11 protein-coding genes are annotated in these 14204 nt (G+C 71.7%); 8 read left to right on the plus strand and 3 right to left on the minus strand.

Annotated features, from left to right (window positions below):
* Nucleotides 1–11: 11 nt before the first annotated feature.
* Nucleotides 12–1010 carry a DUF1702 family protein gene (locus ACQ452_RS18190; RefSeq protein ID WP_433386178.1) on the minus strand — a complete coding sequence of 333 codons (999 nt, stop codon included), beginning with the start codon at nt 1008–1010 and terminating at the stop codon, nt 12–14.
* 331 nt (nt 1011–1341) lie between these two features.
* Between ACQ452_RS18190 and ACQ452_RS18195 the strand changes: the two genes are divergently transcribed.
* The 5 genes from ACQ452_RS18195 to ACQ452_RS18215 are packed head-to-tail and all read left to right on the plus strand — an operon-like array spanning nt 1342 to nt 6791.
* Nucleotides 1342–2151 carry a TIGR03084 family metal-binding protein gene (locus tag ACQ452_RS18195; RefSeq protein ID WP_433386179.1) on the plus strand — a complete coding sequence of 270 codons (810 nt, stop codon included), beginning with the start codon at nt 1342–1344 and terminating at the stop codon, nt 2149–2151.
* Entirely contained in the window at nt 2148–2717 is a 570-nt protein-coding gene (locus ACQ452_RS18200) for a DUF5987 family protein (protein WP_433386181.1), read from the plus strand. Before ACQ452_RS18195 ends, ACQ452_RS18200 begins: the two co-directional genes overlap by 4 nt.
* The gene (locus tag ACQ452_RS18205) at nt 2714–4342 is read left to right on the plus strand and encodes a GMC family oxidoreductase N-terminal domain-containing protein (RefSeq protein WP_433386183.1); all 1629 of its coding nucleotides are present in this window, start codon (nt 2714–2716) and stop codon (nt 4340–4342) included. The genes ACQ452_RS18200 and ACQ452_RS18205 overlap by 4 nt, the downstream gene beginning before the upstream one ends.
* Nucleotides 4339–5466 (plus strand): carboxymuconolactone decarboxylase family protein, encoded by a 1128-nt coding sequence (locus ACQ452_RS18210; protein ID WP_433386185.1) that lies wholly within the window; start codon nt 4339–4341, stop codon nt 5464–5466. The genes ACQ452_RS18205 and ACQ452_RS18210 overlap by 4 nt, the downstream gene beginning before the upstream one ends.
* Nucleotides 5463–6791, plus strand: coding sequence for a cation:proton antiporter (locus ACQ452_RS18215; protein WP_433386187.1), 1329 nt, complete (start codon nt 5463–5465; stop codon nt 6789–6791). Before ACQ452_RS18210 ends, ACQ452_RS18215 begins: the two co-directional genes overlap by 4 nt.
* Nucleotides 6792–6897: 106 nt before the next feature.
* Here ACQ452_RS18215 and ACQ452_RS18220 read toward each other — a convergent pair whose 3' ends face one another.
* Nucleotides 6898–8109 carry a methyltransferase domain-containing protein gene (locus ACQ452_RS18220; RefSeq protein ID WP_433394207.1) on the minus strand — a complete coding sequence of 404 codons (1212 nt, stop codon included), beginning with the start codon at nt 8107–8109 and terminating at the stop codon, nt 6898–6900.
* Nucleotides 8110–8731: 622 nt separating this feature from the next.
* Between ACQ452_RS18220 and ACQ452_RS18225 the strand changes: the two genes are divergently transcribed.
* From ACQ452_RS18225 to ACQ452_RS18235, 3 genes are read left to right on the plus strand one after another with little or no spacing between them, the layout of a single operon-like run.
* The gene (locus tag ACQ452_RS18225) at nt 8732–10030 is read left to right on the plus strand and encodes a nucleotide sugar dehydrogenase (protein ID WP_433386189.1); all 1299 of its coding nucleotides are present in this window, start codon (nt 8732–8734) and stop codon (nt 10028–10030) included.
* Nucleotides 10027–11022, plus strand: coding sequence for an NAD-dependent epimerase/dehydratase family protein (locus tag ACQ452_RS18230; RefSeq protein ID WP_433386191.1), 996 nt, complete (start codon nt 10027–10029; stop codon nt 11020–11022). The genes ACQ452_RS18225 and ACQ452_RS18230 overlap by 4 nt, the downstream gene beginning before the upstream one ends.
* Nucleotides 11019–12551 carry a 4-hydroxyphenylacetate 3-hydroxylase family protein gene (locus tag ACQ452_RS18235; RefSeq protein ID WP_433386193.1) on the plus strand — a complete coding sequence of 511 codons (1533 nt, stop codon included), beginning with the start codon at nt 11019–11021 and terminating at the stop codon, nt 12549–12551. Before ACQ452_RS18230 ends, ACQ452_RS18235 begins: the two co-directional genes overlap by 4 nt.
* Nucleotides 12552–12742: 191 nt before the next feature.
* Here the strand turns inward: ACQ452_RS18235 and ACQ452_RS18240 are convergent, their stop codons facing one another.
* A complete protein-coding gene (locus ACQ452_RS18240) occupies nt 12743–14158 on the minus strand; it encodes a nucleotide disphospho-sugar-binding domain-containing protein (protein WP_433386195.1) in 1416 nt (471 codons plus the stop codon).
* Nucleotides 14159–14204 lie beyond the last annotated feature (46 nt).

Below are 14204 nucleotides of genomic sequence, written 5' to 3' on the forward strand. Positions count from 1 at the left end.
TCGCGCCATGGTCAGATCGCGTATGCCTCCGGCGGCTGCGCGTCGAAGTGGGCCCGCACCCGTCGGCGCCACGTCTCGTACGCCGGTTCCCGCTCCGACGCGAACCCGTCGAGCGCGACGTCGTCGGCGAGCGCCGACGCGGTGGCGACGGACAGCCCGGTCAGCGCGGCGACGGTCTCCTCCGTGTGCGCGGGCACCGCGCCGGAGAACGTCCGGGCCCGGGCGGCGAAGGTCGCGCCCTGCGACAGGTGTGACCGGTGGACGCCCGCCAGTCTCCGCAGCGCCACCAGGGCTGCGGCGTCGCAGCCACCGGCGAACGTGGCGGCCAGTCCGACGCCGCTCCACAAATCGTCTCGCCGCTCGACCGGGAAACGTCGCACCGCCGCCGCGACGTCGTCGACCCGGCCGCCATGGATGAACCAGAGTGCTCGGCCGACGCCCTGGTCGACGGCGCGCAGGAAGTAGTCGGAGCGCCCCTCCCAGGGGTACGGCGCGGGCCGGTCCAGGCGGGTGACCCAGCGGTCGGTGTCGAAGTAGGCGCGGTCGAATCCGTAGCCGTCCACCGCGAGCCAGCTCATCGTCGGGTGGTACGGCACCCCGTTCAGGTCCGGCATCACCCGCCGCCACAACGGCCGGGGCAGGCGGGCCATGGCGAAGCCGATCCCGATGTAGTTCAGGAAGACGTGCGGACGTCCCGGCCCGGCGAGCAGCTCCCGCGTCCAGGAGGTGCGGTGCATCGCCATCGCGTCCCGGATGCTGAACGCCATCGTCGCGCCCTCGTAGCCGAAGCCGCGCATGTGCGGATCGACCAACGCGAGGCGGCGCTCCACCTCCCACAGGTCCCGGGCCTCGATGCCCCATTCGAACCCGCACACGACTGCCTGCGGGATCGCCTCCAGCCGGCGGGTCTGCGCCGACGGCGCGACCGGGAACCGGCGTGCCGCGAAGCCGACCTGCCGCAGCGAGGGGGCCAGCGCCAGCCGACGTAGCGAACCGGTGATGGTCGGCATCGTTCCCGCCCTCCTTCCGAGGGTTTGCCGGGCGTCGCCACCGGCGGCCGGCACGCTCCATCGTCAGCCACCGGAGCGCGGGATTCTTCTCCCGCTGTGCGTAGTGACCCCGGTTGGACCAGGTGACCTGCCGCGCGGCGGGTGCACCCGGGAAACCGGGGGCCGGCGCGGGCGGCGTCAGGACCGCACAGCGGGAGAGGACCGGGCCCAGGGGTCGTCGGCACGCTGAGATCCGCGCCCCCTCTCACGCCCCCCCGACCGCCTGTGACCGCCGTCGCGGCGAGGCCGGTGCCGGTCGGACGCGGGGCCGACATCAATCCGTGGAGGACAAATGGAGAACGAAAACGTGTTCGCCGACCTGGCCGACGACTGCGCGGAACTCGACCAGATCCTGACCGGGTTGAATCCGGGCGACTGGAATCGCGACACGCCGGCGCCCGGTTGGCAGGTCAGACACCAGGTCGCGCACCTGTGCGCGGTTTTCCGGATGGCCGCCGTGGCCGCCTCCGACGCGGCCGCCTTCCGGGCGTCCGTGGCACAACTCGGTGACGACTTCGACGACAACGTGACGGCCGCGCTGTCCCCGTACCTCGTCACCGGCGCGGGGGCGCTGCCCGGACGGTGGCGTACGGAGTGGACCGGCGCGGTCGAGGCGCTTGCGGCCGTGCCGGCGGATCAGGTGGTGCCCTGGCTGGTCCGTCCGTTGCCGGCACCGGTGCTCGCGGCCGCCGGGTCGATGGAGGTGTTCGCCCACGGCCAGGACATCGCCGATGCGCTGGGGCTCCGGCGCGGGCACACCGACCGGATCCGACACGTGGTGGGTTTCGTCGTACAGACCTGGGACTTCGGTTACCTGAGCCGCGACCGGACGCCGCCGCGCGGCTTCCGGTTCGAGATCACCGCGCCCTCCGGTGAGCTGTGGGTGTACGGACCGGACGACGCCGAGGTGATCACGGGCCCCGCCGTCGACCTCTGCCTCCTCGCCACCCGTCGCCGGCACCGGGAGGACCTGGCCCTGACCGCCGTCGGTGCCGACGCCGACCAGTGGCTGGACATCGCCCAGGCGTACCGCGGGCCCGCCGGGCCGGGACGCCGGCCGGGTCAGGTCCCGTCACCCGACGCCGCGGGTGGGCAGTCGTGACGGCTGCGGGCGGGCAGCACGATCTGGCCCGGACCCAGACGCTGGAGGCGTTCGCCGACACGATCCTGCCCGGTGTGAAACGCCACCCCGAGGACCGGGCGATCGCCGGCGTCGAGGAGGACGCCGGCGCGGTCGAGGCCGGCGCCCTGGCGCTGCTCGCCCATCCCGCCCTCGGTCTGGCGGACGCTCTGGACGGCATGGCCGGGCTGCTCAACATGCATGCCCAGAACCACGCCCGCGCACGACGGCTCGCCCTCGACCCGTCCGTGCCGGCGTTCGTCGCGCTCGACTTCGACGAGCGCACGGCGCTGGTGCAGGAGCTCACCGACCCCGCGCACCCGGAACGGGAGGTGTGGTTCGGCGTGGCGCTCTTCTGCACGATGGCCTTCGACAGCGCCCCCCACCTCCCCACCGTCGAGGCGTTCGCCCAGGGGCACCCCGGACTCTCCCTCATCGGTTTCGAGCCGCCGGGCGAGGACGGGCTCTGGCGCTTCCCCGAGTTTTCCTACCAGCGGCGGCTCGCCGATCCCCACCCGCGGACCACAGCGACAGGAAGTCCCACATGACCACCATCGAGCAGACCGACATCATCGTCGTGGGCAGTGGCTTCGGCGGTGCGATCCCGGCGTACCACCTCGCCGCCGGTGGCGCACGCGTCGTGGTGCTGGAGCGGGGACCGTGGCTCAACAGCGACGAGTTCGACCACGACTTCCTCCTCGGCTCGTCGTACACCCGGATCTTCGACTTCGTCGTCGGGGACGGCATGAGCGTGCTCGCCGGCAACTGTGTCGGAGGCGGCAGCGTCGTCTACTTCGCCACGATGCCCCGGGCGCCCGGGTTCGTCTTCGAGCGCACCGGGAGCATCGGACGGCGGATGTGGCCGTCCTCGATCAACCGGGACACCCTCGACCCGTGGTACGACGTCGTCAGCGACGCGTTACCGGTGACCGAGCAGTCCTGGCACGACGTGCCCTTCGCCGGTGGCCTGTTCGCTGCCGCCTGCGCCCGTGCCGGCCGTACCGCCAACCCGGTCCCCTCGGCGATCGACAAGCCGAAGTGCACGAACTGCAACTGGATGATGGCCGGCTGTCGCTTCGACGCCAAGCGGTCGCTGCTGCTCAACTACCTACCGGCCGCTCTCGGGCACGGTGCCCAGATCCGCCCCCTGCACGAGGTGCAGCGGCTGTCCCGCACCCCCGAGGGCGGCTATCGGGTCCACTACGACATCGTCGACGACGAGGACTACCGCCTCACCCGTGGCAGCGGCGTGATCGAGGCGAAGATCGTGGTGCTCGCGGCCGGTGCCGGCGCCACGCCGATCATCCTGCAACGCTCGGAGGCCGAGCTCGGCGCGCTGCCGCGGGCGGTCGGGCGCTACTTCTCCGGGAACGGGGAACGGCTCAACACGGCCGTGGTGGACGACGACCGCGCCCGCGAGCTCCTCGGACTCGACCGGGGTGACGGCCGGGCCTACGAGGCACACCAGATCGGCAAGGGGCCCTGCGTGGCCACCTGGGACAGGCTCGACGGGTCGCTACCCGAATATCACCGGTACTCGCTGGAACAGTTGTACTTCCCGCCGGGTCTGGGCACGATCCTCGCCCAGGCCCCGGGCGCCACCGCACCGACGTGGTTCGGCCGGGAGAAAAAGAAGATGCTGCGCCAGTGGCGCTCCTGGCTCACCGTCTTCGCCATGACGGAGGACGACAACGAGGGCGTCTTCGGGACACCGCCGACGCGCGGCAACGCCGAACGGATCGCTCAGCAGATGCTCGGACGCGGCTCACTGCGCTACGACCCGACGGAGAACACCCTGCGGGGCTGGGCCACGTCCGACGCCGACGTCCGGGACATCCTCGAACGCGACGGGTTGGCCCGGGTACGGCCGTGGACGAACGAGCAGGTGGGGGCGTACACGGTGCACCCGCTCTCCTCCTGCCGCATCGGCGACGACCCGGCGACGTCCGCCCTCGACGACCGGCACGAGCTGCGCGGACACCCGGGCATCTTCGTCACCGACGGCTCGGCCGTGCCGGGGGCGTTGACCGTCAACCCGGCGCTGACGATCGCCGCCCTGGCCGAGCGCGCGGTGCCGCAGCTGGTGCGGGCGGCACAGCAGCGGGGCGTCGCGGTGACGTACGGCGCTCCGTCGCCCGGCGGCACCCGCACGAACGCTCGGCCGGCGACGTGAGCGGCCGCCGGAGCCCACGCCGGTGGCGGCCCAGCGACAGGCCGCTCGCCCGGCTGACCCGCCGGATCACGCAGCGTCACATCGAGCGCCTGACACCCGTTCGGGTCAGCGACGCGACGGGCGAGGTGCGCTACGTCTACCGACGGCTCGAGCAGGAGTTCGGCCTGCTCGCGCCGCCGGTGGCGCTGCACGCGGCCGCGCCGGCCGTCCTCGCCGGCTGCTGGTTGATGTTGCGCGAGGCGCTACTGGTGCACGCACGGGTGGGGCGGGACACGAAGGAGGCGGTCGCGGCCGCCGTGTCGCTCGTCAACCGCTGTCCGTACTGCGTGGACGTGCACGGCACCGCCCTGCACGGGCTGCTGCGCGGTCCGGACGCCCGCGCGCTCACCGACGACCGGCTCGGCGAGGTGCGGGAGCCGAGGCTGCGGGCGGTCGCCGAATGGTTCCGGCACGGCGGTGCCGCTGCCGTACCGGCGCACCTCGGCACTGCCGAGGTGGTCGAACTCATCGGCGTCTCAGTGTTGTTCCACTACCTCAACCGGATGGTGAACGTCTTTCTCACGGGGTCCCCGCTGCCGGCAATGCCGCCGGCAGCGGCCCGGGTGGTGCATCGGCTGGCCGCGGTGACGATGGCGCGGCTGACCCGCCGGCGGGGCGCACCGGGGGCCGACCTGGATCTGCTGCCGCCGGCGCCGGTGCCGCCCGACCTGGACTGGGCCCACGGCAATCCGATCCTGGCCGCCGCCTTCGCCCGCGCCGCCGTCGCGATCGACGCCGCGGGCAGAGACGCGGTGCCGGCGGGCGTGCGTAGCCTTGTGTTGCGTCTGCTGGCCGGACCGGACGGGCTGCGCTCGCTCACCGACCGGGCCGGAGTCGACGCGGTTCTCGCCACCTTGCCGGAGGCCGACCGGGCCGCCGGACGGCTGGCCCTGAACACCGCCTTCTTCTCCTGGCGGGTCACCGACGCCGAAGTGGCGGCCTTCCGGGTCGACCGCCCGGGTGACCGCCCGTTGGTGGAGCTCGTCTCGTGGGCGAGCCTGGCGGCGGCGCGGCGAGCCGGTCACGACCTGTGGGCGGCGTGGCAGGGCTCGCTCGGCGCCGAGCCGTCAAGGGCCGGCAGGTGACGGGCGAGATCCTCGCGCCGCTCGGAGGCGACGCGCTGCTCGGTCTCCTCGTCGGCCTGACCACCCTCCTGCTGACCGCCCGCGTCCTGGGGCACCTCGCCGGCCGGCTCGGCCTACCGGCTGTCGTCGGCGAGTTGCTCGCCGGCGTACTGCTCGGGCCGTCCCTGCTCGCGAACGTGCTGCCCGAGGTGGCCGGACTGCTTCTGCCGTCCGATGGCGGGCAGATGCACCTGATCGACGCCGTGGGGCAGCTCGGCGTGTTGCTCCTCGTCGGCGTCACCGGCACCCATCTGGACCCGGGGCTGTTCCGGACACACCGGCGGACCGCGGTGACGGTGAGCCTCTGCGGGCTGCTGCTGCCACTGGCCTGCGGCGCCGGCCTCGGTCTGGTGCTGCCCGCGCCGGCCGGTGACGCACCGGCGGACCGGGTGGTGTTCGCACTCTTCCTCGCGGTGGCGATGGGCGTGACGGCACTGCCGGTCGTTGCCAAGATCCTCACGGACATGAAGCTGTTGCACCGCACGGTGGGCCAGCTGATCCTGATGGCCGGCACCGTCGACGACGCCGTGTGCTGGTTCCTGCTCTCCCTGTTGACCGTCACGGCCACTGTGGGGTTGAGCGCCGGTGCGGTGGTCGGTGCGATCGCGGCGCTTGTCGGCTTCGTCCTGGTAGCGGCCACCGTCGGACGGGTGGTGGTGCGGGCGGTGATGCGTCGGGCCGCCCGCACGGAGGGGCCGGGAGCCACGGTCGCGGCGACGGTGATCATCGTGCTGGCAGGTGCGGCGATCACGCACGCACTCGGCATGGAAGCCGTGTTCGGGGCCTTCGTCGCCGGACTGCTCGCTCGTTCCCCGGACCCGGCGAAGCTGGCGCCACTGCGTACGGTGGTGCTGGCCGTACTCGCGCCGATCTTCCTGGCCGGCGCCGGCCTGCGGATGGATCTGACCGCGTTGCGGGATCCCGGTCTGGCGCTGACGGCGCTGGCCGTGGTGGCCGTGGCAATCACCAGCAAGTTCGTCGGCGCCTACCTGGGTGCCCGGCTCGGCGGGCTGTCCAGCCAGGAGGGTCTGGCCATCGGGGCGGGCATGAACGCCCGGGGCGTGGTCGAGGTGATCGTGGCGATGGTCGGCCTGCAGCTGAGCCTGTTCGACGTCGAGATGTACACCGTGATCGTGCTGGTCGCCATCGTGACCTCGGTGATGGCCCCACCGCTGCTGCGGCTCACCCTGAGCCGGGTGCGGGTCGAGCCGGAGGAACGGCGGCGGCTGCTGCGGATGGAGGGCGGCGAGCCGACGCCTGCGCTCCGTGCCTCCCCGCCGCCGTGACCGACGCGACTCGCTGCCGGGGCGTCGCGCCGCGCACCCGCGGGACGACAAGGGCGTACGCGACGCTGCGGCGGCCGGTGAACCGGCCGCCGCAGCGGGTCGCCGCTCAGACGATGCGCACGTGCGGGACGTAGAGAATCCACCGGCCGCCCTGCGCGACGAACCGATGTTCCTTGGCCATGATCTCCGCCGCGTGGTTCCAGGCGAACAGCAGCGCGTAGTCGGGATAGGGTTCGGCGAATGCCTCGTATGGCCGGACCGGAATGTGCGCTCCCGGCGAGAGCCGTCCCTGCTTCTCCGGCGTGGTGTCACAGATGAACGGCACCAGAGCCGGCCCGATCCCGAAGTAGTTGGTGACGGTGGCGCTCTTGGAGGTTGCGCCGTATCCGACCACCCGGCGTCCGGCGTCGCGCAGATCGGTCAGGAGCGCGACAAGGTCCGAGCCGACACGGTCGATCTGCCGCCCGAAACGCAGGTAGGTCTCGTACTCCGCGACACCGTACCGGGCCTCCTCGTCGAGCAGCCGCGCCACGCTCGCCCGGCGCTCGCGCGCCCCGCGCCGGGTGACCGTGTAGCGCAGGGACCCGCCGTGGATCGGTATCCGTTGCGCGTCGACCAGTTCGAAACCGAAACGGGCCACCATCGCGGCGACCGACCGCACGGCGAACAGGTAGAAGTGCTCGTCGTAAATCTGGTCGAAGTAACCGAACTCGACGATGTCACTGACGTACCGGTCCTCGAAGATGAAGGCCCCGTCGGCGGCGAGGAGCAGGTCGACCCCGCGGAAGATCGTGTCGATCCGCGCGACGTGGCTTATGGTGTTGGCCGAAAAAATGACCTTGGCGCGGCCCTCGGTGGCGGCGATCGCCGCGGCGGACTGCTCGTCGAAGAAGCCGACCCGCACGTTGGCGCCGTCGGCGGCGGCAGCAGCGGCGGCCTCCGCGGACGGATCGATCCCGAGATGCCGTACGCCGTCGGCGTGAAGCGCGCGCAGCAGGACACCGTCGTTGCTGCCGATCTCGACGACCAGGTCCCCGGGGCCGGCGAGTTCGGTGGCACGTAGGGTCCGGGCCACGTCCTGAAAGTGACGGCGCAACCCGGACGAGGTGGAGGACCGGTACGGGTAGTCCGCCCGGAACATGCTGCCGGTGGGCATCGCCTCCAACTGCTGCACCATCGTGCAGTCGGCGCAGATGCCGACGGCCAGCCGGAAGAACGTCTCGGAGTCGAGCTGCTCGGGCCGCAGGAAGGCGTTGGAAGCCGGCTGCCTACCGAGGTCGACCCACTGGCGTACCGGTCCCGCGCACAGCCGACACACCGGCGCGGGAGATGTCAGGTCAGGGCCATTCACGTCGTGCTCCTTAGGGGTGTCGCGCAGCGTGAGCCACCTGGCCGCGGGCCGCACGGGGATCCCCGGCATCCGGTGACGGGCGGACGGCAACGGAAACGCCCCGGCGCTTCCCGGCCCGCCGGCGGTCGTACCGGGGCGAGGCGTGCGGCCGTCACCCGACATCGTCGCGACAACCTGGCCTCCTGGCACATCCCAGGTTGCGGGGATTGTCCGGTGAGGCAGGCCGCTCTTCCCGCCCGGCTGCCCGATCTCAGGGGGCGCCGCTACCGCAAACAGGAAGATGCCGGCACCGTCGTCGGGCAACCAGGATCTGTGGACATCGGGCGGGACGCAGCACATCCCAGTTCACCTCTGCAACCGCTGCGGTTCATGGCTGCCGATCCCCCCGTTCTCCTCCTGGTCCGGCGCTGCGGCAACAGCGCCGGACCAGGAGTTGGTCTTTCACCCGCAACCGGAGGGAACGCACATGTCCAGTGCCGGATCAGCGGACGCTGCGGCGGATCCGCCGCAACGCGCATCGGCGCGGCCCGCGCACCCGCGAGGGTCGCCCGGACGTAGAGACCGCGCCGCCACGGCTGCCGTCGTCGGCATGGGCTACGTGGGCTCCTGCGTCGCCGCGACGCTCGCCGGTCGTGGGCTGCACGTGGTGGGCGTCGACGTCGACAGCCAGCTCGTTGCCCGGTTGAACGACGGCAGCACCCCGATGCATGAGCCGGGCCTCGATGTCCTGCTTGCGGCGGGGGTCGCCGGTGGACGCCTGCGCGCCACCACCGACCATCGGGCCGCGGCAGCCGCCGACGTCATCCTCCTGACCGTCGCCACGCCCGTACGGCCCGACGGCTCACTGGCAGACGAGCACCTGCGGGCGGCCTGTCTGGCGGTGGCGTCGATCCTGCGGCCCGGACAGTTGGTGATACTCAAGAGCACCGTCCCCCCGGGTACGACCCGGGGCCTCGTGCTGCCTCTGCTCGAGACGGGTGGTCTGCGGGCCGGCACGGACTTCACCCTGGCCTTCGCGCCGGAGCGGCTGGCCGAAGGCACCGCGCTTACCGATCTGCAGGCCCTGCCCGTCGTCGTCGGCGGCCTGGACCCGCACAGCACGTCCGCCGCCGCCGAATTCCTGCACGATGCGCTCGGGACCACCGTCCTGCCGCAGGAGTCGCTGGAGGCAGCCGAGATCGTCAAGCTCGCGGACAACTGGTGGATCGACCTCAACATCGCTCTCGCCAACGAACTGGCCATGTTCTGCGACCTGTTCGGGGTGGACGTGCTGGATGTCATCGCTGCCGCAAACTCCATCCCGAAGGGCAGCGGACATGTCAACATCCTGCGCCCCAGTGTCGGTGTCGGTGGTTCCTGCCTGACCAAGGACCCCTGGATGGTCTGGCGGACCGCCAGACGCCATGGTGTGGAGATCGCCACCGCCCGCGTGGGTCGCGAGGTGAACCAGCGGATGCCCGGCCACGTGGCCCGGCTGATCCTCGATGATCTCGCCGCCCGGGGCGTGCCCGCCTACGCGGCCACGGTGGCGGTCCTCGGGCTGTCCTTCAAGAACGACACAGGCGACCTGCGGGCCACGCCCACCCGCGACGTGGTCGACGCCCTGCGCGATGCGGGGGTACGGGTGCGCATCCACGATCCACTTGTCGACCCGGACGACGCGCGCGAGGTCTTCGGCCTGTCGGTCACCGCCACGGTGCGGCAGGCCGTGCGCGACGCGCACTGCGTCGCACTGCTGGCCATGCACCGACAGTTCGAGTCCGTCGACTTCGCCGGACTTCCCGTCGCCGACGGGTGCCTCGTTCTCGACGGTCGCGCCTACCTCTCCAAGGAGAAGATCGCCATGCTGCGCACGCTCGGCTACACCTACCGCGGAGTGGGGCGGTGAGCGCTCCCCGGGCCGTCGTCACAGGCGGTCACGGCTTCATCGGCAGTCACCTCGCCGAACGGCTCGTCGCAGCGGGGGCGGAGGTGACCATCCTGGACGGTGGCGCCGCGCCGCCGCATCTCGACGTGCTGCACCGGCACACCCGGCTCGTCCAGGGTGACGTCCGCGACCAGCGGCGGCTCGCCGAGGCGATCACCCCCGACGTGGACATCGTCTACCACCTCGCCGCGCAGGTCGGCGTGGACACCTATCTGAGCGATCCGCTGGACGTCATCGACGTCAACTTCGTCGGCACCCAGCGCGTGCTGGAACGCGCCGCGCAGGTCGGAGCCCGGGTCGTCGTCGCCAGCACGAGCGAGATCTTCGGCAAGAACCCCGCCGTGCCCTGGCGCGAGGACGCCGACCGTGTCCTCGGTCCCACCAATGCACAGCGGTGGTGCTACTCCTCCAGCAAGGCCCTCGCCGAACACCTCACCTTCGCCTTCGTGCACCGTCACCGCCTCGCCGCCTCCGTGGTGCGCTACTTCAACGTCTACGGCCCCCGGCAGCGGCCCGCGTACGTCATCAGCCGCAGCATCCACCGCATGCTCAACGGCCGGGCACCTGTCGTCTACGACCAGGGCGGGCAGACTCGCAGCTTCACGTACGTCGCCGACGCGGTCGAGGGCACGATCCTCGTCGGAGCGTGCGACCAGGGCATCGGCGAGGCCTTCAACATCGGCGGCACGCGCGAGACGACGATAGCCGAGGCGATCGCCCTTGTCGCTGCCGTGGGCGGGGACGACGGAAGCGTCGTCGGCCTCGACACCGCGGCGCACCTCGGCAAGGAGTACCAGGACCTGCCCCGGCGCGTCCCGGACGCGTCCCGCGCCCGCACGCTGCTCGGCTGGAGTGCGGAAACCAGTCTGCGCGACGGCCTGGACCGCACCGTACGGTGGGCTCGCGCCAACCCGTGGTGGCTGGCCCTGCCGGACAGCGGTGCCGGCCGGTGAGCGACGGGACACGGCCCCTCAGCGGGGAGCAGTACGTCGAGTCGCTGCGCGACGGGCGGGCCGTCTACCTGCACGGTGAACGGATCCGCGACGTCACCCGCCACCCCGCCTTCCGCAACCCGGTGCGGATGACCGCGCGCCTGTACGACGCGCTGCACAGCGCGGAGCATCGGTCGACGCTGACCACCGCCTGCGACGCGCCGGGAAGCAACGGCTACACGCACCGGTTCTTCACCACGCCGCGCAGCGCGCAGGACCTGGTCGCCGACGCGCGGGCCATCGACACCTGGGCGCGGATGACCTATGGCTGGATGGGACGCAGCCCGGACTACAAGGCCTCGTTCCTCGGCACCCTGGGCGCCAACGCCGACTTCTACGACCCGTTCCAGGCGAACGCGCGGCGCTGGTACCGGGAGTCGCAGGAGAAGGTGCTCTACTGGAGCCACGCCATCGTGCACCCGCCGGTGGACCGCACACGCCGGCCGGACGAGGTGGCGGACGTGTTCGTCCACGTCGAGAGGGAAACCGACGCGGGCGTGATCGTCAGCGGCGCCAAGGTGGTGGCGACCGGCTCGGCCCTGACCCACCACACCTTCATCGCGCACTACGGCCTCCCCGTCGCCAAGCGAGAATTCGCGCTGGTGGCGGCCGTGCCGACGGACGCACCCGGGGTCACCCTGATCTGCCGGCCCTCCTACACCGCGAACGCGGAGGCGACCGGAAGCCCCTTCGACTACCCGCTGTCGTCGCGACTCGACGAGAACGACACCATCTTCGTCCTCGACCGGGTCCTCATCCCGTGGGAGAACGTCTTCGTCTACGGCGATCTGGCCAAGGTGCAGACCTTCGCCGGGCGGTCGGGCTTCAGTGAGCGCTTCACCTTTCACGGCTGCGTCCGGCTGTCGGTGAAGCTGGAGTTCCTCGCCGGCCTGCTGGCCAAGGCGCTCGAAACGACCGGCACCGCCGACTTCCGGGGCGTGCAGAGCCGGCTGGGCGAGGTACTGGCGTGGCGCAACCTGTTCCGTGGTCTGGCCGAGGCGGCCGCACGCGATCCGGTGCCGTGGCACGACGGGGCGGTCCTGCCCAATCCGCGGTACGGCATGGCCTACCGCTGGTTCATGCAGGTGGGCTACCCGCGGGTCCGCGAAATCATCATGCAGGACGTGGCCAGTGGCCTGATCTACGTCAACTCCGGCGCCGAGGATTTTCGCAACCCGGAACTGCGCCCGCACCTCGACCGTTACCTGCGTGGCTCGCAGGGCGTCGACGCAGTCGGCCGGGTCAAGGTGATGAAGTTGCTGTGGGACGCGGTCGGCTCCGAGTTCGGTGGCCGGCACGAGCTGTATGAGCGCAACTACGCCGGCAATCACGAGAACACCCGGGTCGAGTTGCTGGCGGGCGCGATGGCCAGTGGCGACCTGGACCGCTACAAGGCGCTCGCGGAAGCGTGCCTCGACGAGTACGACCTCGACGGCTGGCGGGTTCCGGATCTCGCCTACCGCAACCAGGGGCTGCACGGGCACGACTGAGCTGCCGCGCCCCGACCGGGCGTGCCGCCTCCCGTCACCCGGAGCGGCACGCCCGGCGAGGTCTACAACCGGTCCATCGCCATGGCCGTCGCCGTCTCCCCCACGTCGTGGGCCACGATCCTGGCGGCGATGTGTCTCACCCGAACTCGCCGCGAAACTCGACGGTCACCGGCCGGGCCAAGCATCCCCTGTCACCTGCGGTTGCGGGCGTCGGCCGCGAGGCTCTCGAGGACCGGTACGACATCGTTCGGGCCCGGCATGGCGCGCCAGACGTCATGGATCGCCTCGGCGCCCCGTCGGTAGGATGGATCACGCAGGACGTCCAGGATCGCCTCCCTCAGGTCGGCCACCGACTGGGTCTGGTGGTCCAACCGCACTCCGGCGCCCCGGGATACGACGTAGTCCGCCACCGGTGTCGCCTCGAGCTTTTTCGCCGGCATCACCCACCGGATGGCCGGATTCTCGTGGGCGTCCGGTTCGCGCACGCCGTACTCGACACCGGAGCGGTACACCCCGGTGTCGTCCGACTCGTCGTGCGCCGTGTCCTCCTCGAAACGCAGGAGGATGGACTCCGACGTGTCGCAGACGAGCTGGGGGATCCTGCTGGCGACGGCCGCCTGGAACGTGCCGAGGCCACCATGGTGGATGATGGCCGAGCAGGTCGGCAGGATCTGGTTGAGCGGAAGGTACTCGACGAGGCGCACGTTGTCCGGCGGGGTGTAGCCGTCGAGCTGCACGTCGTTGAGCGTGGCGACGACCTCCACGTCCAGTTCGGCCAGCGCCTCGAGCAGCATCGGGGTCCGATTCCAGTCGCCGCGGATGAACCGCCGGTACGACTCCCCCAGGGTCAGGCAGATCCGCGGTCGCTGCGGCGGCTCGCGCAGCCAGTCCGGCACCGGTTCCGCCCCGTTGTACGGCACGTAGCGCAGGGCCACCTTGCGGGTCCGCGTTGACAGGCCGAGGCCGGGTGGGGCGGTGTCGATGGTCCACTGCCCGACGAGGAGTTCGTCGTCGACGTCAACGCCGTAGCGTTCGGCGAGCGGGCGCACGAGCGTGGCGAGCGGGTTCTCGTCGAGGCCGGCCTCGGTGAGGGCGCCGCGGCCGGCGGCCAGACGGTCCAGGCTCCACCCCGACGGGTCGTACGCGAAGACGAGTCGGGCGTGTGCCGCGCCGCAGACCCGGGCGGCGACCGCTCCGGCGGCCTGGGTCAGGTCCCAGACGATCAGGTCGGGGCGCCAGGCGCGGGCGTACTCGATCAGCGCGTGCGGCTCCGGACGGTCGGGGCGCAGGTAGTCGCCGGTCGGGGTCAACAGGTACTGGTAGAACAGATACCAGTACTCACGCTCCTCCGGGTTGAGCCCGAGGACCTCCGCGTAGCGCTGGGCCTCGTGCGGGCCGTGCGGCTCCAAGGGGTCGTCGGAGATCCGGGCGGCCCAGGACGCGTCGCCGAGCGGCACCGGCGTCAGGCCGGTGGCGGCGATCCGGTCGGCGAAGCCGCTGAGCGACGCGAGGCGCACCTCGTGACCGGCGTTCTGCAGTGCCCACGCGGCGGGAACCATGGGATACAGGTGGGCGATCGATGGGTCGATGGCGAACAGGACGCGCATGCTCTCTCCTCGCTGGGGTTGGGGTCGGTTGTCGGGATTCGGTGTC

The organism is Micromonospora sp. KLBMP9576 (assembly GCF_050941805.1).
Taxonomy (GTDB): domain Bacteria; phylum Actinomycetota; class Actinomycetes; order Mycobacteriales; family Micromonosporaceae; genus Micromonospora.